The following is a 19,472-nucleotide window of genomic DNA, read 5'->3' as shown; positions in this document are numbered from 1 at the left end:
CCTCGACTGCGCCGGTCGGCTATAGAAATTCTTCCAGGCGGACTCAACTACCAAACGCGTGGTTGGCTGGTAGTTGTTAGGGCCACCAGTGACCGGTATGATTTGCTCATAGACACGGACGCCAGCGATTACGCGGCAACGGAATTGCCCAACCGCTCTATTTTGGCTTACAATGGACATGCGATTGATTCTCCACACACGTTGATAAAATCGCGACAGACACCCGGGGACTGCAATCCTGCGGGTGTCACTTTTTTGGGGCTTAAAAACTTTTTCATTTTCAAATGTCCTGCACTTCAATTTGCATACCTGATGCATCGATTTTCCTGCCGTTCGCCACAAACATATCCACCGAATGCTCAGCAACACCGACGCCATACAGCGCCATAAAACCCAGGAAGCCGTGAATCTGGTGACGCATTTTGGTGTGGAACAGCGCGGACAGGGTTTTACGCTCTTTGCTGTCGATCACACCGTCAGATGCTGCGGCAATCTTTGCTATGGCCAACTCACCAGCTGCTGCGCTTGCCTTCATCTCGATGTCATACAGATCGACCTTATCCACCTCTTTCACTGCCGACACATCCACCAGCAGCTTTCCATGACGCGTTGCGAAAAAGTCTGCCAGGCATGCCGTGCCGGATAACTCTTCCATCTTCATGAGTTCATCCAGAGTGAAGAAGCGACTGCCACACTTGCGATACATGTGGTTGTGAAACTGATCGATGGTCATGCCTAAGTCATCAGCCATACCTAAACGACCCGCTTTATGTGCCTTGCACATCAGTCGAATTGCTGTGTTGATTGTGTCTACCATTTCTCTTTTCCTTCGGTAGTTACAGTCAGGCCGCCTGGCCTGTATCTTTTTGGTACAAAGACGCATCGAAGCGCAGTTTGCCTTTGGTGATTTTTTCGATCTGGTATGCACGACCCTCAGGAATAACTTCCGGCCACTCAGAAACTGACGGATGTTTAATTCCCAAAACTGCTGCGGTTTTACATACCCCTCCAAAAAATTTGATAACGTCCTGCTTCCTCATGAGAGCAATTCCTTTAATGGGTTGGCGTGACACACAATGTAGGATATCCAACATATGAATGTCAAGATTCTTACCTACGATTTTGGTAGGATCGCCTACATGATGAATATGGGTGAACGCATCCGTCTTAAGCGGAAAGAACTTAATCTCACGCAACAAGCACTGGCAGAAAAGGCCGGTGTTAATCGCGTGACTGTTACAGGCTGGGAGAAGGACGATTACCAGCCAAACGGGGCTAACCTTCAGGCACTCGCGGACGCGCTTAAATGCGATCCTACCTGGTTGGTTAGTGGGAAAGGAGAATCCATATCAAGCCCATTACTAAGACCTGTTCAAGTCAGTGCAAAAGAGGTGCCTTTAATTTCATGGGTACAGGCTGGCAGCTGGACAGCTACTGACCCTGGGTTAACCCGCAATGAGGCAATAATGTGGCTCTACACCACTGCATCGGTCTCTGATAAGGCGTTTGCACTGAGGGTTCGTGGTGACTCAATGACGAATCCACACGGTAATCCAACCATTCCTGAAGATTCGATTGTCATCGTTGAGCCTGAAATTCATGATGTTGCCGCAATCAATGGGAAAATTGTTGTTGCTCATATTGATGGCGGGTCAGAAGCTACCCTGAAAAAGTTTGTTGAGGACTTCCCTCACCGCTACCTTGTTCCTCTCAACCCAAATTACAAAACCATTGAATGTGATGGGAACTGCCGGATCGTCGGAGTGGTAAAACAAGTCATCATGGAATTCTAATTCCTCCCTCATAAAAACTAAGCCGGATACCCATCCGGTTTTTTTTCGCCCTAAATGTAGGGTTTCCTACAAAGACACTTGACACCTTATTGTTGGCTATCCTACATTATATCCAACAAAGGGGTGCCAGTGTTAATCCCCTCTTACGATTTGGTATTTAGCTCTCTCTGAAGAGGCGGAAATGAAGATGATTAAGAACATGTCGAACACATCGGTAAAGGACTTAGTTACCTTTCTGCGCCTCTTCCCGGATGCCGATGTGATCTGCTGTGGTGATGCAGGAGTGGTGAGTGTGCAGTGTGATGTTGAAAACGTAGTTCGGGGTCCAGCGTTTTAAAAGTACGGAATTGCTGTGTTGGCGGTTACTAAAAATTTTTTGGTTAAACCGCCCTTTTTCACAACGATAAGGGCATTTGCAAAGCGGGTGTTTTCGAACGCTTTAGAGACGTGGAGTAAGTGTCCTTTTCGTTGTGGTGAATGCGGCTAGCGCACGCGGAAGACTGACAAAGATTGCATACAGTCTAAGAGTTTCCGCTCTGAGGTTTGTCAGTCTGACCAGAGCACCGGGAGGCACCCGGCACCGCAGCAACCTTTCAAGTGTGTGGAGTAATCGGGCTGTGGGTTATTGCAGTAGCTCACCAGCCAACTTAAACGAATCCCAAAAGTTTTTTATTGCCGTCACTGGCAAGGGATTCATGCAACCCAAAATCGTGTGTGGAGAGTTTCATGGAAAAGCCTAACGACCATATTACCGTTGGCATTATCACCCTGCCCTACAGCCATATTCTCAACGGCTGGGTTATGCCTGATGGCTCGGTAATCACTAATCCCATTAAGGCGCAGAACGAAGCTGAGCGCCTTAACAGCACCATCACCATTCACTGAGGGCGATGACATGCATCACTTCAAATCGAATAAAGAAGTTGTCGCTGCTGGCCACCAGTTCGCTAAGAACATCGGCAAAGAAACCTCTGTGATGGACATGGCGAAATTAGTTATTGAACTTGCATCACGCCTCGACGTTGCCACTGTTCGCGCAGACCTGATGGCTGCGGAGGTGCTGCGTATTAACAGCGTGCTGCCTGACACCATTTCAGCACTACAGGCAGCAGACGCTGATATGACCCTGATTGATGATCTGAACGTGGCGCTTGCGACCCCAGCTTGTGATCAATGGATTCGCACCCTACGCGGTGAAGCACTTGGGGAAGCACGCCGGGCTGTAACAACGCTGGGTAACCACCAGCAGCCGGGTATCTCACATGCGATCAATATCATTTCGCAGCTGGAAATGGATTTGCTCCGCACACGAACTGTAACGCTGCAGGTGGTGTCATGAAAAAGGTCGCCCAATTCCGGCGCAGTACCGGGGCTAATGCCGGATTCAGTGAAAAGTTAGCCTGGCAGTTATCAAAAGGCCCGGCAACGGGCCGAGAGCTGGCAGAGCGTCTCGGTATGACCCTGAGTGAGTTCAACCGTTTAGTTCTCCACATAATGCGCCGCGGTGGTGAAACGCTGCAGGTCGAAGGCACGAATCAGGTCTGTCTGGGTGGTGGCTCTATTGACCGCACTTACACCCTGGTCAGAAATCCGCGCCGTGTTGCTCGCCAACCACGCAAGCCACTGGTGATCAACCACAGGAATGACTGCTCTGAAGAGGCAAAGAAGCGCCACAGTGAAGCAGCTAAACGTCGCGCCCGACTGATTGCCAACGGGCTGTATCTGGAATGCATGGGTGAGCCATCATGAAAAAATACCCATACGGTTTAACCCTTCGCGCAGTCTGCGAAGCGATTGATGCATATCGTGATCATGAGGACGACGTACCGGAAGCAGGGATAGTTGCTGCTTTCGAAATTCTGCTGGATGCAATGGATAAACCAGAAACTGCCCTAACCGCGCAGCCGGTTAAATTGCCTCACGAGTGGGTTCATATTCGTTTCACAGACCGCAGCAAAAACCAGAGGATGAAATGTCAGATTGCATGGTCAGACTCGCTGAATAGCGTGATTTATGATGAAGAGGGCGTTCCATGCTTGCTATCTAACGGGGCTTTTGAAGCTGTCCGCGCAGGAGAGCCATCATGAAAGAGCGCCCAATCATCTTTAACGCAGACATGGTTCGTGCAGTTCTCGACGGCAGAAAGACGCAGACGCGCCGCATTATGCGTGTTCAGCCGGACTCAGCAGGATTTGAATCGCGCTTTATCATCGACTCAACCAAGCGCAGCGAAATTGGTAAGTGGTGCTGGGCTGAGCCAGGCGTGTTCGTTAACCCTCGTCGCTCCGCGCTGTTCTCTTGCCCGTTCGGTGAGAATGGTGATCGCCTGTGGGTGCGTGAGACGTGTCAGGCCGTAGAGCATGAGTCAGGTTTAGATGTTGTTAGCTATCCGGCTGAGGGCAACGAAATACCTGTTAAAGCTCACCCTCTTGACTCTGGTCGGTGGGTCGATCTTTATCGGTATCGTGGTGGTGAAGGAAAAATAGTGCCATCAATCCACATGCCGCGCTGGGCTTCCCGCATAACGCTGGAGATTACCGGCGTTCGTGTGGAGCGGTTGCAGGATATAAGTGAAGAAGATGCAAAGGCTGAGGGTGTTCCACCAGCTGGCGATTTGCTACCTGATTACCCTGGCACATACCTGACGCCCAAAAGCGATTTCGCTACCGCTGGGGTGGCATTCCAGCGACTGTGGCAATCCATATACGGCGATGACAGCTGGCAGGCTAACCCGTGGGTGTGGGTCATTGAGTTTAAGCGCGTGGAGGTGGAGTGATGCAGGCATATACGGAAGAAGATAGAGCAGTCTTTGCTGGCCTGTGCCGGATTGAGATTAAGCGCTGGAAAGCGGCATCAGAATCGAATCCCAACATGCGTTACATGGTCGAGCTGATGGAAATCACTCTGGCGGCTCTGACGGCTGAGCCTGAATACAACACCAGTTACGCTGAGGATATAAACCTTGATGTAAGCAAAGCGGCTTACGACAGCTGCCATCCTGACGACCGCTGGATTAGTTACCCTGCGCCGCCCGTTGCCGCGCCATCAGTGCCTGATGGCTTCGTTATGGTTCCGCGCACGCTGACCGCAGAGAACGGCGCAAAGGCCGCGCTATTAGGCGAGTTTAATCTGGAATATAACCTCGTATGCCACGAGTGCTTTGGCGAAGGTTGTGTTGATTGCAGTGGTGACGGCAGCTGGACCAAGAGCATCCCTGTTGACTGGACCACCATCAAAGAAATTTGGTCAAAAGGCATTGATCATTTTCAGGCAGCAGCGTCGGAGGTGGAGTGATGGCGACTAAACAGGAAATCAGTGAAGGCTTACAGGCGCTTGTTAGTCAGGCATACAGTTACGCTGCTTCGCTGGATTTGGGACCGGATCGCGTAGAGGCGTTTGAGCTGTCGGAGGCATTGCGCCGACTTCAGCGCCGTGGCGCGGCCAGTCAGATGCTGGCTGCTACCAATCCACTCTTAGCCTTTGGTGGTGATGACGAAGAGGAAGATGACGATTGGGATGAGGATGACGACTGATGGCTACTAAGTCTGATTTGCAGGCCAAGGCCATCGAGTTGGAAAAGGATAATCAGGCGCTGAAAAAGCTTCTGGACCGCGCAGAGCGTGAGCTGAATGACAAGCTTTATCCAGAGGAAATGCCGCCGATTCCCGTTCCATACCTCATTACCTGCCAGATGAAGTATTACCGGATGCCGTGGGAGCCGTTCTGGTGTTACGAACATCTTCAATGGTGCGATGAGCTGGATAGCAGCTTTCCATATTCGATGGCTGACAACTCATGCCCTATTTGCAGAGGTGATAATTAATGCCTAAATCCCCCGCCGAACGCAAAGCAGCGCAGCGTGCCAGGCAGGCCGCTGCCGGTGGTAAAAAGCTGGAGCTGGCGCTGGATAGTCAGGAAGTGGAGATGCTGGAGCAGAACTGCGCCGCACGCCGCCCCGGTCGTGAACCGTATGAGCTGAACGAGTACATAGCGCTGTTAATCCGAAAGGATGCCGCTGAGCTGGCCAGCAGCTTAGAGAGCTGGCCCACCAGCAGTGCGGGAAGTGCAAAGAGCAGCTGCCGGTGAAGTCATGCCCCTGCCAGGGTGAAGCGGCGTGCTGGACCACCAGCGGCTGGCACAAACTTAAATTAAATATCGATACGCCGAGACCTGTCACGGCTAACAAGCCTGATGCAGCAGGAATGTGTGGAGAACAAAATGCACCACGACTTTATGAGTGAAAAAGAGGTTATGGCCGAAATTGGTAAAGCGAGAACGGCGCTCTGGCGGCTGCGCAAGCAACATGGCTTTCCAGCGCCAGTGCTAACCCATCCGGCGCGGTATAGCCGCAGAGCGGTTGAGAAGTGGATTTGTGATGGCGGGATTAACCGAGCTGTTTAACGTGCCAGAATATTTTATCTGCGTACAGCTCATATGCCTTTCTTTGATCTTCCAGCCAGTCGTGTTTGTTGTACACAGCCATGACACCTCCAAGTTCATGCCCCAGCATTTTCTCAGTGACATGGGGCATGACTCCCTCGCTTGATAAGTTTGTCACCAAAGAACGGCGGAAATCGTGGGTGCGCCATTCAGGGATATCAATCGTCTCTCTCAGCTTCCGCATATACAGATTCGATGAAGAGCGATCAATGGCTTTATCAAGCTCCTGCCCCGGAAACAAAACCTTATTCCCACTATTTAGCAGGCGCTCCACCATGGGCTTCATTTGCTCAAAGATAGGACGCCTGATGATGTTGCCCATCTTTGAATGTTCGGATGGTGTGGTCCATATCCAATCGGTGGTATTAAATTCAGCAGCGTTAGCCAAGCGAAGCTCAGACAAGCGAGCCCCCCAGAGCAACAGCATCTGATGAAGCAACCTGTTGGACGTGAAGATCTTACTGTTCTCAAGCGCCACCCATATTTTTGCTAACTCACTGTAGGTCAGAACGCGATCACCAACGTCTGGCTTCTTACCAATATTTTTAACACTGAGTTTTGTGATTTCGCATGAGGGTATCAGCTGGCGGCTGATGCACCAGTGAATGACTGACCGGAGTTGAAGCAACAGAACGCGGGCTTTCTTCTTGTTCAGCTTTTCTTGTTTATCAAAAAACTGCACCCAGGCTGATACAGGGATGTTTGCAACGGGAACATCCTCAAATTCGCTGTACATTGTGTTGTACACAACCGATTTGTACAGCACTTGAGTGTTGTGCTTGAGCCCTTTAACGTATTTTTCCCACCAGTTATCGAGACACTCTTTCAGTGTCAGCTCACCGGTGCTTCCGGCAAAATAGGTTTTTGGGTTAACCCCCTTCATGTACAATCCACGCATCTCACCAACGGCAATTCGCGCATCTTTCAATGATGTTGATGGGTAGCGACCAACAGTGAGACGAACAGGCTTTCCATTCCAGCGGTAGCGGTGCTGAAATGTAATCGTTCCCGATGGAGTGATGCGAACGCTCAAGCCGTCGCCGTCAGTTAGCTCTGCCGGGCCATTGTAAGCTTTGCCGTTGATGCTTCTTAATTTGGTGTCACTCAGCGCCACTATGATTTCCTGTACACACACTTTGAAAGCATTCTGTACTCAATGTGTACTCAATGGCAAGTGAACGAAGCAATGTTAAAGGTGAATAGCGGGAAACCTAGCGAAACAAAATAGAGCATAAAGCTTGTAAAAATCTGAGGTTTTACGATAGGATGCGAACCGTCGGAACAACTTCAAAACCTCCGCGAACAACGTCCTCTTAGTTAAATGGATATAACGAGCCCCTCCTAAGGGCTAGTTGCAGGTTCGATTCCTGCAGGGGACACCATATGCCTGTCTCTCAACGTCAACTTTATCCATTCCATTCAGTAAGTTATTTCAATTCTATAGTCTACCTGCGTCTCCAGCAGGCTCACAAAATCCACAGTGTTATGTTGGTATAATTGTTAGTATGTTTGGTTCGATAATGCAGATACCATTAGCCGGAGATTTTTACTATGCCGCTCACTGAGTTAAAGGTAAGAAATGCTAAGGCTGCTGTGAAGCCGGTCAAAATGACAGACGGTAATGGTATGCATCTTTTTATTACCCCCACACGGTTCCAAATACTGGCGTTTTCAGTATCGCTTTGGCAGCAAACAAAAGATTCTTGCTCTCGGTGTTTATCCTGAGGTTTGACCTGCTCCCCGTTGATAAACACGCCGCGATGTTAGTAATGTCTTCATAAGCCACATGAGGACATCCCCATCAACGCGGGATCCGCGATAAGGAAATGCAGTTAAAGCAGTGGTGTGAAATTTTCGACCAGATCCTCAACAAATCCATAGCAAAATAATGAGCACCAAAATCATATAAGGAATTAAAAATGAATAGATTTTCAACAGTTGCAGCCCTGTCTTTAGCAGTTTTGCTTACCGGCTGCGACAGCAAACCCTCCTCTTCCGAAATCCAGAAAGCTATGCAGGACAACATTGAGCGCACAAACCAGACAGCGATTCGGTGAGAATAGCAAAGACATGCTCACGACTCTAAACCAAGCTGATAAGGTTTCCTGTAAGGAGTCAGAGGAAAAAGGGAAATACCTTTGCAAAGTGGATACTGATATAAAACTACCCATGATGGGCGAGAAGCAAACTGTAGCTGAATTTAAATTCATTAAAAACGATGGTAACTGGAAAGTGTCACCGTAACCTAACGCATCAATCTACAATAGAAATTCTTAGAAAAATCCCGAAGGAAAGCTATTTTATTCAATTGCAGCGCCAGAAAATATATCAAAAAAACAAATCATTCACACCATTATCAGGATTGCTTGAGGGGTGAATAACATTCACTATTAATTTACACAAATTAATGAGTGAGCTTTTGCAACTCTACTTAACTGTGCGAGAAGGTATAAGAATTATATTTGCCCAAACCCTATCTAAGCATCATCATCATTTAAGTATGAATTAAGATTATCAGCAAAATCAATCAAGGTAGAACCTACCAGAAAATTACCTCTTTTAGGTCGATGTTCTTTGAATATACCAATAGCTTTTAAAGAAACTCCACCGTCCAATTTATTAATTATCAACTGAGCAATCACGCTTCCACTCATACCTGCAAGCGAAGTAACGGTTTTATTAGTACTGGCATCCTCAAAACAGATGTTTTTTTCTTTTCCGCCAGCAATAAAATGGAAATAAATATCTTCGGTTTTTCTTTCATAAAAAAAGTTGTGAAAATTAATATTAAAAGGCGACAAGCCTTTCTCAGGGTGCATTTTATGTAACTTATTAACTTTTGATGGATATCCCATGATCACAAATGAAGATGTTTTCTCAAAAAAATCGTTGTTAACTTTAGTATCAAAAAGAACGCTATTTGGTATAGCCTTCATGATTTTTTCAGACATAGGAATAATAGCGTAATCTTGTTCATCATTAAAAAATACTTCCAGATGCTCGAACTTAAATTTATTTCCGTCAATCGATATGAACGACAATTCACTTTTTTGCATCTCTTTAATTACATGGGAAGCAGTAACAATACAAGGTATATGGTCACCTAATAGATATATAAAACCGCTTCCGATCAAAAAGGCCTCTTGTTTACGGTGAGGTTGAGTTATAAAAAAAGACACTAGTGAACTCTGCCATTCCAAAGCTAATTCAGTAGTCCTGCTCTCATCAATCCACGTTGGGGAATAGTGTATAATTGAAAAATGCGGATAAATTAATTTTGAGTCCTCTAACACTTTCATTTCCTTTTGAATGACAATATAATTTTTTCTGGTAAATTATTAGCAATGTGAGTTATGATCAATATAAATCTACAATTTGGTGATGATATGAACATTTTTGAAATTGAAGAAAAACTTGCTGAAAACGGTTTCAATGCGAAAGATATTGCGGCTTTAAGAATGCAAGCTGAAAAAAGTGGAACGACTTACCCGGCTTTACTTAAAGAGCTTAGCATACGTTTTATTGCTTCAATGGTCCTTGTAGCCATTCTTGCTATAGTCTGGATATACACGCTTATGTACAAGGATAGCCTCGCTGTTACCTCATACTCAATCACAATGCTAATCATAGCTCCTATTTTTTACATTTTCACACCCATGAAGTTAGGCTACAAATCATTCCGGTACACGAGAAAAAAGTGATTTATTTTTTATTATCGTAAATTGATTTCAGAGCCGAATAGTCATTATATATTTCCACTCCTAATTCAAAGCGGCTCATATCTTTGATACCCCTAACGAAGTCGGAGTTTACGTAGTAAAAAAGTCGAAATGTTTGAGGTTTTCTTATCAGCCTGAACATGCCATAGGCCGAAAGAGCAAGATCCATACTGCTGTAGGCAATTTCACCTGTTTTTTGATCAAAACCCAAGAACCTGGCTGCTCCAATGTAACCATCTTTCAAGAATCCCTGGGCGTCATTTTTTCCTGTAATAACATTCATTACACCTTCCTGAACGCCATTCACGCCATGAAGCGTGAGCATCGCACCAAAACCAACCCCTATTATATTTCCGGTTGCAGCTGAAGCGGCCATAACTCCAAACCCAGCCACCACCTGTAATCCACTCAGTACTACCCCCACACCATCGATAATATATCCCCAGATATCACCTTGCTGAACGAATTTTACTGAAGCATGCAATGCCGCCTGACCAGTACGAAGAAGTTGATCTTGTCTCATGAGATTACGATGTTCTTCTTTCAGGTTTTGAATGCATTGCTGGCATTCATCATCGCTGGCACCTGTTCGAATCGTATCAATCTGAGCATTAACGAAAATCTTCACTTCGTCCTGAAACTGAATCCTGTTGTAACCCTCAGACAGGTGAATCAAAGATAAGTGATTTGACGTACTAAGCAGCTGATTAGCTTCAGCATTAGCCATAGTCAGAAAGTAATCCTTGAATCGGTCTGGTTTCCAGTAGTCCATGACTGTGCCTTTATGTCATTATACGTATCGTTAAGTTTATTTAATCAGATTCCCTTACACAGGGAAAGCAAAAGGACCAGCTATGAGTACAGACATCTTCTTAAAAATCGATGGCATCACAGGCGAATCACTGGATAGTAACCATAAAGGCTGGATTGCTATTGAATCTTTCACCTGGGGTGCAAACCAACCAGGGAATATGTCTGCTGGAGGCGGTGGTGGCGCAGGAAAAGTTCAGTACCGGGACCTGTCGGTTCAGGCACTTATTGACAAAGCTACGCCAGCGATAATGCGCTACGTATCCAACGGCAAACATGTCGCCAAAGTTGAGCTTTCAGTATGTAAAGCCGGAGGCAGCCAGATTGAGTACTGTCGCATTACGCTTGAAGACGTCCTTATCACTAATGTGGTTTTCAATGGCACTACAAATCGTGACCTTATCGGAGTCTCATATCAGTTCCAGGCATCAAAAGTCAGAACACAGTATTGGGAACAGTCTGCGAGTGGCGGCAAAGGCGCTGAAACTCAGTCAGGGTGGGATATTAAAGGTAACAAAGAACTGTAATGTCTCAAGAACATTAGATGGTTTAACATGTTCCGAAGCTTTTTATTTAAGGTGTCCATCAAGATTGGCACCTTCATATTTTATCTGCCCATAAGAATGTTTCTCAAAGTATAACTCTTAATCCGATTAGACACTCTTGACACATTCATGAAGCATTAATGAAAATTAAGACTCATATGTTAAGCCAGAACTCAAAAAAGTTTTAATGCTCTGAAGGATCATTGCCGACTGGCTAAATGGTAATCCAGGGCTGGTTATTCAGTGTGGCTTGAAATCAGTATCTATAGCGGCAAGTTTAGAAATTTTGACAACTTCCCCGTCGGCACGCCGAAGGCGTCATGCCATAAACCTGACGAAAACGATGACTGAAGTGTGCTGAAGAGTGGAATCCACACTGAAAAGCAATGTCGGTCAGCGTCAGGTCAGGTCGCTCAAGCAACGTCCGTGCGCGCTCCATACGACGGCGCATCACAAACTGGTGTGGCGCTTCGCCCGTGGTGTGACGGAACATACGGGCAAAGTGAAACTCACTTAATGCCGCTTCCTGCGCCAGCACCGCCAGAGTTAAAGGCTGGTCGAGATGGGTTTCAATAAATTCCAGAACACGTCGTAATACCGCCGGCGCCAGTCCGCCACGCACCTGTGGCAGTTGCCACCTGACTTCGCTGTAGTGCTGCAATAGATGGGTCAGAAGCAGTGTGGATGCACTGCTCAGCATCAGCTGGCTTGCGGGCTGTTGCCAGTCACTGCTCAGAAGAAAGTGCCGATAAAGCTGGGTAATGCGGTCATCAGTGGAAAAGATTTTTTCATGCAGATTTAACTGCGCCGGGCTGCGGTCCCAGACCCGTTCGGCCAGCTGCCGCAGCTGGTTTTCGCTGCAATAGAGATGAACAAAGGCGAGATCGGCTCGCAGATCCCAGGTTGATTCCGTGCCTGCCGGCATCAGACAGAAGCGATCCGGTGCGCCACCATTACGCCAGCCGTGTGGGGTTTTATGCCAGGTATCGTAGCCGCCCGCGACATAAAGGCTCAGGGTGTGATGATCGCTGAGGTTGGTGACGCGATCGCCGCTGTTGAACCAGGCTGCCAGCTGAATGCCACTATTAAGATGCACATGGTCACGCAGTTGCGCTTTGTGACGTTGCAGCATTTCAAAGGTCTGGTAGGTACGCATCAAAGTATCAGTTCAGATAAAACAGAAGATCAGTTTACGGATTGTAAGGGACAGAGAACAGGTCACATTGGGACGGAGGATAAAAATGCGCAAGATTTTGCAAATCCGGCGCAATGCCCTGCAAGACCAGAACGCAGTGCAGATGCAGAATCAACGGTTTAGATCGGAGAATCTGGCATGAACCTGTTTTTGTATCTTTCTGTTGTACTTATCTGGGGCACGACCTGGATCGCGATTTACGCGCAACAGTCTGCGGGCGATAACGCCGTGGTCGTCGCGGTGTTCTGGCGGTTTTTGCTGGCTTCACTGGTCATGCTATTGCTGCTTACGCTGATAAAACGGCTGCACAGACTGACACTGCAGGATCATCTCTTTTGTATGCTGCAGGGCTGTTGTGTCTTTGGCTTCAACTTTGTCTGTTTCTATTACGCGTCCGGCTATATCAGCAGCGGACTGGAGTCAGTGATTTTCTCAATGGCTGTCATGTATAACGCCATTAATAGCTGGGTATTCTTCCGTCAGCGCCCCTCTGCACGTCTGATTCCGGCGGTAGTGCTGGGGATGGCAGGCATTGTTGCCCTGTTCTGGCACGATCTGCGCAGCACGCAGGCCTCGGCAGAATTGATATGGGGCATTGGATTGAGTGCACTGGGCACCCTGGGATTTTCATTCGGCAATATGATCAGTCAACGACATCAGCGTCTGCAACGCGATGTGCTGACAACCAACAGTTACGGCATGTTATACGGTGCGGTTGCGATGGCCCTTGTCTCGCTGGCACAGGGGATTTCGCTGCAGCCAGCATGGAATACCCAGTGGGTGGGAGCCTTAACTTATCTGGCTCTGGTAGGGTCGGTGATAGGGTTTGGTGCCTACTTTACGCTGGTCGGTCGCATCGGAGCCAGTCGTGCTGCATATACAACTGTCCTGTTTCCGCTGGTTGCACTGGCACTTTCCACCCGATACGAAGGGTACGAATGGCATGCCAGCGCCATCCCTGGCCTTGTCATGATTTTGCTGGGCAATGTCGTGATGTTTGCCCCCTGGCCGGCAAGCCGTCGCCGGGTCATTATCTGACATCGAGGCGGGCTAAGGCCCGCGTCCGGATGGGCGTTACGCCGACTGCTGCTGAAGAAGTTTCTGTGGTTGATTGATCGCTTTACGCGCAATCCAGTAAAGCAGAACACGCTCATCGTCACTATCACGATCGGCCATGGACAGCAGTTTCAATGCCAGGGTCGATTTAGTCACAGGCTGCTGTTCTGTACTGAGTTCAATCACCGCCTGACCGATGATGCAGCAAACGTCATCCTCACTGCTATTGGATTCATATGTCCGGTCTTTCATATTTCCTCCTGTTAAGTGAGTTGTAAGTCTGGCAAATAATCTGGAAACCCGCTCACAGAAACAGCGAAATGAAACATTATCTTACGGCTAATTACGCTTACACATCATGATGCCGTATTGGTTACTTTTCCCGTTACGCCCCGTCGCTGCACCTGTGACGATGCCGTTCATACCCTCTGAAGAGCATTTCATTCCCTGATCCGTTCTATTCATGCCTTTATTACACACGCACGCGAAGCACGGCTTTATTCTGACCGCAGTTTCCAGATTCCCGGACGGGAGAGAAAAATCATGAACCAGACTCAACAGGCTTCTTACCAGCGTTCCCGCTGGCTTACATTGTTCGGCACGGTCATCACTCAGTTCGCGCTGGGGTCAGTCTACACATGGAGTTTGTTTAATGGCCAGCTGTCACAGAAGCTGGATGCCCCCGTCAGTCAGGTCGCTTTTTCTTTCGGCCTGCTGAGTTTAGGTCTGGCTATCGCCTCTTCGCTGGCCGGTAAATTACAGGAACGTTTTGGTGTACGCCGCGTCACTATCGGTGCAGGTGTACTGATGGCACTGGGTTTCTGGCTCACCGCTCACGCAAATAACCTGATGATGCTCTATTTCAGTGCCGGCTTGCTGGTCGGTCTGGCCGATGGCGCAGGTTACCTGATGACGTTGTCTAACTGCGTGAAGTGGTTCCCTGAGCGCAAAGGAATGATCTCTGCCTGTGCGATTGGGGCATACGGTCTGGGCAGCCTGGGATTTAAATTTATTTGCGGGGCGCTGCTGGCGACGGTGGGTCTGGAACAGACCTTCATGATCTGGGGCGTGCTGGCGATGTCGATGATTATTCTCGGTGCGCTGCTGATGCGTGAAGCACCACTGCAGCAGATCGGAACCTCAACTAAAGGTCAGCAACATACGCGGGATTACACGCTGGCACAGTCGGTACGTCTGCCGCAGTACTGGATGCTGGCGCTGATGTTCCTGACCGCCTGTATGAGCGGCCTCTATGTGATAGGCGTTGCCAAGGATATCGGCGAAGGCATGGTGCATCTTTCCACGCAGACAGCTGCCAGCGCAGTAACAGTGATCGCGATTGCCAACCTGAGCGGTCGTCTGGTACTGGGTGTGCTCTCTGACAAAATGATGCGCATCAGAGTCATTTCACTGGCGCAAATTGTGTCTCTGATCGGAATGAGCGTGCTGCTGTTTACCCGGATGAATGAGATGACCTTCTTCCTGTCACTCGCCTGTGTCGCCTTCAGCTTTGGCGGCACTATCACAGTGTTCCCATCGCTGGTGAGTGACTTCTTCGGGCTCAACAACCTGACTAAAAATTACGGTCTGCTCTATCTCGGCTTTGGTATCGGTAGCGTGCTGGGTTCACTGGTCGCCTCACTGTTTGGTGGTTTCACCGTCACCTTCAGCCTGATTATGACGCTGCTGGTCATCTCGCTGTTCCTGTCACTCACTATCCGCTTACCTCAGAGTTCCATCACAGCAGAACCGGTGTTGCAACGCCATTAACGCTTACTGACAATGATTACGGGCCGCAATTAAGCGGCCCGTAGTCGTTTAACCGCGGAATCGCGGCTCTGCCATTCCCGCCACCGCCAGGTCTACTGCAAAGATATCGCCGGACTGCGGATAGCGTGCCAGCTCCTCTTCCGTGCGATCTTCACGTGAACTGGTAATGAACAGCGTTTTAAGATCGGCACCGCCAAAGGCCACCATGGTTGGCCACTTCACCGGCAGCAGGATCTCATCGACGATTTCGCTGGTCTGCGGATCGATACGTACCACGCGTCCGCCATCAAACTGTGCAGACCAGTAAAATCCTTCACTGTCTACAGCAGCGCCATCCGGTAGCCCGCCCTTAGCGTCGAAACGACGGAACAGCGTGCGCTCACCCGGTTCGCCCTGCTCATTCAGCGGATAGCGATAGAGCGCCTCATTCGGCGTGTCGCTGTGATACATCCAGCGTCGGTCAGGAGAAAATGCCAGCCCGTTGGAAATTTTAATGTCGCGCGCCTTCACCTCCAGCTTCAGGTCAGGCGTCACACGGCACAGCAGGCCGCCGTTTTTGTCCTGCGGTTCCCACAGGCTGCCGCACCAGAAGTTACCCCAGGGATCAACGCGGCCATCATTAAAGCGACTGTGCGCAGCGATACCGGGATTCTCTGCGACCTTTTTCTCCGGCTTACCCTGCGCATCCAGCAGCCAGACACCGCCGCGCAGTGCCGCTATTATCCCGCCCTGCTCACGCAGCCCAATACATCCCACCTCTTCCGCCTGAGGGAAGGTTTGCAGCTCGCCGCTGACTGGATTAAAACGGTGAATGGCCGGTGCCAGGATATCGACACAGTAGAGCATCTGCTCCTCCACTGACCAGAGCGGGCATTCGCCCAGCTCTGCCTGTAAAGCCAGAATATTTTTAACGTCATGCGGCATGTTTCTCTCCCATTGAACTGACATGCTAATAATGTAGTGGTAAAAACTTTCAAATGAGAATTATTTTCGCTTGATTTTGAGACTATTCTCTTTGATAGTATTAATTATTCAGTTCATTCCGATGTTTTTAATTCCCCTTGCTGCATAATTCAGCATTTTGAAATATTCCGTCATATCTTCTTAAATAACTCTACAAAGCCTGCATCTTCACTCCACTTTTCCGGCGTAGTGTCGTAGTCATTGGAAAAGAGGAGAAGCTTCCGATGAAGAGATTAATTAAAGTCGCTTCTGTCGTTGCACTGATGACGTTATTAAGTGGTTGTATCATCAGCCCACGACACGACAATGGCTGGCATCGCGGTGGTGGCGGCGGATATCATGGAGGCTACTATGGAGGTTATCACGAAGGGTATCATGGCGGTTACTATCGCCACTGACGGGCAAAGATGTCACACAGCATAAAATAAAAGCATTACATTTTAAGGGCGGGATATTTATCCCGCCCGTTTTATTTAACTTTTCAATGCGTAATTACACTGGAACCACGCTTTCTTCAGTCCCGGAATATGACTCTCCTCGGCAGGCAGCGCTTCGACCTTATCAAATCCTTTACTGCTGCAGTAATTCGCCAGATCAATATCCATTGCGTCACGATTGACCTTTGCCGGGTCAAAACGGTACTGAACGGTATTTGAATCCGGATCTTCATCAACACGTTCGAATGCCCCGGGTTTGCTGGCAGTACATCCACTCAGCAAAATCAGCGCTACTGCGCCGGTAATTAGTTTTTTCATAGTTGTTGTCCTCACGTTGCCGCGCAGTGTATGACGCAGCATGTCGATCATCCATAGGATTTATGCGCGAAAATTAAAAATTGAGAAGCTTTTGCCGATTAATGTAATACGATTAAACGGCTATCGCTATCGTGTCAGAAATGACAGGATGTACTCAGACAAGACGAAACGAAGACTGCACCACACCAGGAAATGCCAAAAATAAAAAAGCTGTTCCTCTCTCTTCCCTGCCCGCGCTTAGCGGGCTTTTTTTTGCCCGCTATTCCGCGGTCGCTTACTGACCCGTCATTGCCACCATTCTACGTAACAGGTTAGCGGCGCGTTTGTCAGGTAATGCCAGAATGGCACTGTAGAGATCAATGGACATGCCACACAGCGATGAGCGATCCACTGCCGTGTCAGCTGGCATATTCAGCTGCTGCAGTTTGTCGCCCCATTTCAGAAAGAGGCGTCCGACGATCTTTTGCAGATCATCCTGCGCCTGCGTCTTATCGAGGGGCTTTTCGGGCGGAGGGCTGTTAAGCAGCAACTGCTCCATGGCATCCGCTTCTTTGCGATTCAGCGAAGACGGTAGCGTAGTCTGTAAATTAATTCCTCCACTCACCTGCGGATAGAGAAAACGGAAGCAGAGGCCCGGATCGATTTGATTCAGCGCCCGCATCTCTTCTACTGAGACGCCGATATAGTTAACCACCGCTGCATCCGTTGCGCGCATCAGCCGTTGGTTGACCACCTCAATCAGCCAGCCACGCAGTTCACCTGTTGCCTGCAGAGCGGGCTCGCCTGCACGGATTCGACGGGTCAGCTCCTGGGTCAGCAATAACCAGAGCGCGGGTTCCTGCGTTTGCAGTACGCGATAGCCTGGCATCTTTGCCAGTTGATTTACTGCCTGCTCATGCTGGCTTGCCTGCAACTGATGCGGCGCGACCCAGCTGAACCAGAGCAGATTAGCCATGATCAGGGGCAGCAGAAAAATGAGCAGCCCCTGCCACAAACGCAGTCGGGTCGTTTTGATCAGCACAATAACGATCAACGCCAGCAATGCAAACGCAGCCAGCGTAATAAAAAGCAGAGAATTCATGCTGCGGGGTTAATCCTTACGCACATCGATTAGCACAGGGCAGTGAGCACGCTCAATCACCGCTGCGCTGACCGAGCCTTTTAATAACCTGTTAAACGAAGAGAGGTGGCGACGTCCCATGATAATCATGCTTGCCTTAAGCTGTTGTGACTGGGCAACAATGGTATCTGCCGCCTCACCCGCCAGGATCACGCCACGCGCATTAATGCCAGCGCGCAGTAACGGTGCCAGTGCATGACGCACCACCATTTCCGCCGTATTTTGCTCATCCTGTGCTGCCACAAAATCGGCCGGGTCTTCACCCGCATCGATTTCCATCGGCTGATTACAGGAGGAGTAGGCAGGATCGACGCAGCACAGCACCACCACTTCGGCGCGATGTGCCAGCGCTTCTTCAATCGTCAAGGCAACCACTTTCCCGGCAACCGGAGAGTGGTCTATGGCCATCAGCAGGGTTTTCATCAGATGCTTATCCTTAAATCGCGGCAACTTTGCCGATTTCACGCACCAGCGCCTCTTTACACTTCAGCATCTCGTCACGAAAACGCGCTTCATGTCGCAGAAAACGAGCAGAGGGCACCAGTAAAGAGACAGAAAAGCGACCAAACAGCGTATCCAGCGCAAACGCCATGGTAGAGATCCCTTCCAGGGTTTCACCGCGATCCACGGCGATACCGGTTTCGCGGACTTCCCTGATAAGTTGTAGCAATTGTGGCAATGTTTTCACCGTCTGATCGGTCAGCTCCTGCCAGGCATCGCCAACAATCGTCCGGACATCTTTTTCACACTCCAGTGCCAGCAACGCCCGTCCGCCGGAGGTACTGTAGAGCGGCAGATTCAGTCCCATATGCGGGACAACCCGAAGTTCACGTGACGCCACGACATGGTGAATAATCGCCAGCTGGCTGCCGCTGGCGCGCGCCAGCGAGACCGTTTCATTAGTATCCGAAGAGAGTTTTTCCAGTAGCGGACTGACCAGATCAACCACGTCGGTATGCACACTGGAGATCAGTTTTAACAGGGCAGGTCCCAGACGCAATCCGCCCGCCCCACTGCTGCGCACAAGCTCTGCGCTGTCGAGCGCAGCGACAATGCGCTGCACCGTTGAACGGGGCAGTTTCACCGCCTGAGCGATCTCGCCAAGGCTCATGCCGCCCGGCTGTTCGCCCAGCGCATTAAGAATTTTTGCCGCACGGGCGATGACCTGGATACCGCCCGTTTTTTCATCCTCGCGGCTGGAGGGTTGATGTGCCATAGCGTCGTCCTGTTTGAGCTGCCTTACTGTAGCGCGAATGCCGCACTTTTTACAGCCTGTACCACATTGCAATACAGCATACCGGGATGT

28 protein-coding genes, 1 tRNA gene and 2 pseudogenes are annotated in these 19,472 nt (G+C 49.2%); 19 read left to right on the top strand and 12 right to left on the bottom strand.

Going from position 1 to position 19,472, the window contains the following annotated elements; all coding sequences use genetic code 11:
- Positions 1–280: 280 nt before the first annotated feature.
- Together NP77_RS07710 and NP77_RS07705 are read right to left on the bottom strand one after the other, a co-directional pair.
- Complete coding sequence (locus tag NP77_RS07710) at positions 281–817, bottom strand: YmfL family putative regulatory protein (protein ID WP_039659640.1); 537 nt, start codon at positions 815–817, stop codon at positions 281–283.
- A gap of 25 nt (positions 818–842) precedes the next feature.
- Positions 843–1,040, bottom strand: coding sequence for a Cro/CI family transcriptional regulator (locus NP77_RS07705; RefSeq protein ID WP_039659639.1), 198 nt, complete (start codon positions 1,038–1,040; stop codon positions 843–845).
- 54 nt (positions 1,041–1,094) lie between these two features.
- Between NP77_RS07705 and NP77_RS07700 the strand changes: the two genes are divergently transcribed.
- From NP77_RS07700 to NP77_RS23790, 11 genes and pseudogenes are all read left to right on the top strand, one after another.
- Positions 1,095–1,793 (top strand): LexA family transcriptional regulator, encoded by a 699-nt coding sequence (locus tag NP77_RS07700; protein WP_082040834.1) that lies wholly within the window; start codon positions 1,095–1,097, stop codon positions 1,791–1,793.
- Between the two features lie 726 nt (positions 1,794–2,519).
- Entirely contained in the window at positions 2,520–2,678 is a 159-nt protein-coding gene (locus NP77_RS07695; RefSeq protein WP_008925097.1) for a DUF1317 family protein, read from the top strand.
- Positions 2,679–2,688: 10 nt separating this feature from the next.
- Complete coding sequence (locus NP77_RS07690) at positions 2,689–3,132, top strand: hypothetical protein (RefSeq protein WP_039659635.1); 444 nt, start codon at positions 2,689–2,691, stop codon at positions 3,130–3,132.
- The gene (locus tag NP77_RS07685; protein WP_039659633.1) at positions 3,129–3,542 is read left to right on the top strand and encodes a hypothetical protein; all 414 of its coding nucleotides are present in this window, start codon (positions 3,129–3,131) and stop codon (positions 3,540–3,542) included. The genes NP77_RS07690 and NP77_RS07685 overlap by 4 nt, the downstream gene beginning before the upstream one ends.
- Entirely contained in the window at positions 3,539–3,880 is a 342-nt protein-coding gene (locus tag NP77_RS07680; protein ID WP_039659631.1) for a hypothetical protein, read from the top strand. The genes NP77_RS07685 and NP77_RS07680 overlap by 4 nt, the downstream gene beginning before the upstream one ends.
- Positions 3,877–4,569 (top strand): hypothetical protein, encoded by a 693-nt coding sequence (locus NP77_RS07675; protein WP_039659626.1) that lies wholly within the window; start codon positions 3,877–3,879, stop codon positions 4,567–4,569. The genes NP77_RS07680 and NP77_RS07675 overlap by 4 nt, the downstream gene beginning before the upstream one ends.
- Positions 4,569–5,087, top strand: coding sequence for a hypothetical protein (locus tag NP77_RS22600; protein WP_008926254.1), 519 nt, complete (start codon positions 4,569–4,571; stop codon positions 5,085–5,087). The genes NP77_RS07675 and NP77_RS22600 overlap by 1 nt, the downstream gene beginning before the upstream one ends.
- Complete coding sequence (locus NP77_RS07665) at positions 5,087–5,326, top strand: hypothetical protein (RefSeq protein WP_008926253.1); 240 nt, start codon at positions 5,087–5,089, stop codon at positions 5,324–5,326. The genes NP77_RS22600 and NP77_RS07665 overlap by 1 nt, the downstream gene beginning before the upstream one ends.
- Entirely contained in the window at positions 5,326–5,616 is a 291-nt protein-coding gene (locus NP77_RS07660) for an antitoxin PHD (RefSeq protein WP_008926252.1), read from the top strand. The genes NP77_RS07665 and NP77_RS07660 overlap by 1 nt, the downstream gene beginning before the upstream one ends.
- Positions 5,616–5,944 (top strand): annotated as a pseudogene (locus NP77_RS07655) (hypothetical protein); the annotation flags it as partial. The gene NP77_RS07660 and the pseudogene NP77_RS07655, both read left to right, overlap by 1 nt.
- Before the next feature lie 82 nt (positions 5,945–6,026).
- On the top strand, positions 6,027–6,194 hold the full coding sequence (locus tag NP77_RS23790; protein WP_369700123.1) for a helix-turn-helix transcriptional regulator: 168 nt from the start codon (positions 6,027–6,029) through the stop codon (positions 6,192–6,194).
- On the opposite strand, the gene NP77_RS07650 is transcribed toward NP77_RS23790, so the two are convergent.
- Positions 6,178–7,347 carry a site-specific integrase gene (locus NP77_RS07650; RefSeq protein ID WP_039659622.1) on the bottom strand — a complete coding sequence of 390 codons (1,170 nt, stop codon included), beginning with the start codon at positions 7,345–7,347 and terminating at the stop codon, positions 6,178–6,180. The genes NP77_RS23790 and NP77_RS07650 overlap by 17 nt on opposite strands.
- A 193-nt stretch (positions 7,348–7,540) precedes the next feature.
- On the opposite strand from NP77_RS07650, the gene NP77_RS07645 reads away from it, so the two are divergent.
- The 3 genes and pseudogenes from NP77_RS07645 to NP77_RS07640 all read left to right on the top strand — a co-directional run bounded on the left by NP77_RS07645 (position 7,541) and on the right by NP77_RS07640 (position 8,477).
- A tRNA-Arg gene (locus tag NP77_RS07645) sits at positions 7,541–7,615 on the top strand.
- A gap of 169 nt (positions 7,616–7,784) precedes the next feature.
- Positions 7,785–7,962, top strand: a pseudogene (locus NP77_RS23640) (Arm DNA-binding domain-containing protein); the annotation flags it as partial.
- A 296-nt stretch (positions 7,963–8,258) separates the two neighbouring features.
- Entirely contained in the window at positions 8,259–8,477 is a 219-nt protein-coding gene (locus tag NP77_RS07640) for a hypothetical protein (RefSeq protein ID WP_050540853.1), read from the top strand.
- A 233-nt stretch (positions 8,478–8,710) separates the two neighbouring features.
- Here the strand turns inward: NP77_RS07640 and NP77_RS07635 are convergent, their stop codons facing one another.
- Positions 8,711–9,526 (bottom strand): hypothetical protein, encoded by an 816-nt coding sequence (locus NP77_RS07635; protein ID WP_008926504.1) that lies wholly within the window; start codon positions 9,524–9,526, stop codon positions 8,711–8,713.
- 60 nt (positions 9,527–9,586) lie between these two features.
- Here NP77_RS07635 and NP77_RS07630 point away from each other — a divergent pair, with 60 nt between their 5' ends.
- The gene (locus tag NP77_RS07630; RefSeq protein ID WP_008926505.1) at positions 9,587–9,934 is read left to right on the top strand and encodes a hypothetical protein; all 348 of its coding nucleotides are present in this window, start codon (positions 9,587–9,589) and stop codon (positions 9,932–9,934) included.
- Between the two features lies 1 nt (position 9,935).
- Here the strand turns inward: NP77_RS07630 and NP77_RS07625 are convergent, their stop codons facing one another.
- A complete protein-coding gene (locus tag NP77_RS07625) occupies positions 9,936–10,724 on the bottom strand; it encodes a DUF4225 domain-containing protein (RefSeq protein ID WP_008926506.1) in 789 nt (262 codons plus the stop codon).
- 82 nt (positions 10,725–10,806) lie between these two features.
- On the opposite strand from NP77_RS07625, the gene NP77_RS07620 reads away from it, so the two are divergent.
- On the top strand, positions 10,807–11,289 hold the full coding sequence (locus NP77_RS07620; RefSeq protein WP_008926507.1) for a type VI secretion system tube protein Hcp: 483 nt from the start codon (positions 10,807–10,809) through the stop codon (positions 11,287–11,289).
- Positions 11,290–11,584: 295 nt separating this feature from the next.
- Here the strand turns inward: NP77_RS07620 and NP77_RS07615 are convergent, their stop codons facing one another.
- The gene (locus NP77_RS07615) at positions 11,585–12,463 is read right to left on the bottom strand and encodes a helix-turn-helix domain-containing protein (protein ID WP_039659619.1); all 879 of its coding nucleotides are present in this window, start codon (positions 12,461–12,463) and stop codon (positions 11,585–11,587) included.
- 177 nt (positions 12,464–12,640) lie between these two features.
- On the opposite strand from NP77_RS07615, the gene NP77_RS07610 reads away from it, so the two are divergent.
- On the top strand, positions 12,641–13,540 hold the full coding sequence (locus tag NP77_RS07610) for a DMT family transporter (protein WP_039659618.1): 900 nt from the start codon (positions 12,641–12,643) through the stop codon (positions 13,538–13,540).
- A 36-nt stretch (positions 13,541–13,576) separates the two neighbouring features.
- Here NP77_RS07610 and NP77_RS07605 read toward each other — a convergent pair whose 3' ends face one another.
- Positions 13,577–13,810 (bottom strand): hypothetical protein, encoded by a 234-nt coding sequence (locus tag NP77_RS07605; RefSeq protein ID WP_003848934.1) that lies wholly within the window; start codon positions 13,808–13,810, stop codon positions 13,577–13,579.
- A gap of 291 nt (positions 13,811–14,101) precedes the next feature.
- Between NP77_RS07605 and NP77_RS07600 the strand changes: the two genes are divergently transcribed.
- Positions 14,102–15,328, top strand: a complete 1,227-nt coding sequence (locus NP77_RS07600) for an MFS transporter (RefSeq protein ID WP_008926511.1) — start codon at positions 14,102–14,104, stop codon at positions 15,326–15,328.
- Positions 15,329–15,376: 48 nt separating this feature from the next.
- On the opposite strand, the gene NP77_RS07595 is transcribed toward NP77_RS07600, so the two are convergent.
- On the bottom strand, positions 15,377–16,252 hold the full coding sequence (locus NP77_RS07595) for an SMP-30/gluconolactonase/LRE family protein (RefSeq protein WP_039659615.1): 876 nt from the start codon (positions 16,250–16,252) through the stop codon (positions 15,377–15,379).
- A 263-nt stretch (positions 16,253–16,515) separates the two neighbouring features.
- Here NP77_RS07595 and NP77_RS23635 point away from each other — a divergent pair, with 263 nt between their 5' ends.
- Entirely contained in the window at positions 16,516–16,689 is a 174-nt protein-coding gene (locus tag NP77_RS23635) for a hypothetical protein (protein WP_008926513.1), read from the top strand.
- A 75-nt stretch (positions 16,690–16,764) separates the two neighbouring features.
- Here NP77_RS23635 and NP77_RS07590 read toward each other — a convergent pair whose 3' ends face one another.
- The 4 genes from NP77_RS07590 to NP77_RS07575 all read right to left on the bottom strand — a co-directional run bounded on the left by NP77_RS07590 (position 16,765) and on the right by NP77_RS07575 (position 19,382).
- Positions 16,765–17,046, bottom strand: a complete 282-nt coding sequence (locus tag NP77_RS07590) for a lipoprotein (RefSeq protein WP_003848928.1) — start codon at positions 17,044–17,046, stop codon at positions 16,765–16,767.
- A gap of 274 nt (positions 17,047–17,320) precedes the next feature.
- Complete coding sequence (locus NP77_RS07585; protein WP_039659612.1) at positions 17,321–18,127, bottom strand: hypothetical protein; 807 nt, start codon at positions 18,125–18,127, stop codon at positions 17,321–17,323.
- Between the two features lie 9 nt (positions 18,128–18,136).
- A complete protein-coding gene (locus NP77_RS07580; RefSeq protein ID WP_039659611.1) occupies positions 18,137–18,589 on the bottom strand; it encodes a universal stress protein in 453 nt (150 codons plus the stop codon).
- 13 nt (positions 18,590–18,602) lie between these two features.
- On the bottom strand, positions 18,603–19,382 hold the full coding sequence (locus NP77_RS07575) for an IclR family transcriptional regulator (RefSeq protein WP_039659610.1): 780 nt from the start codon (positions 19,380–19,382) through the stop codon (positions 18,603–18,605).
- Positions 19,383–19,472: the final 90 nt, after the last annotated feature.

Origin of the sequence: Pantoea sp. MBLJ3, assembly GCF_000816655.1 — a bacterium.
In the GTDB taxonomy this organism is placed as follows: Bacteria; Pseudomonadota; Gammaproteobacteria; order Enterobacterales; family Enterobacteriaceae; genus Pantoea; species Pantoea eucalypti.
This window is presented reverse-complemented; position numbering and strand designations above follow the sequence as displayed.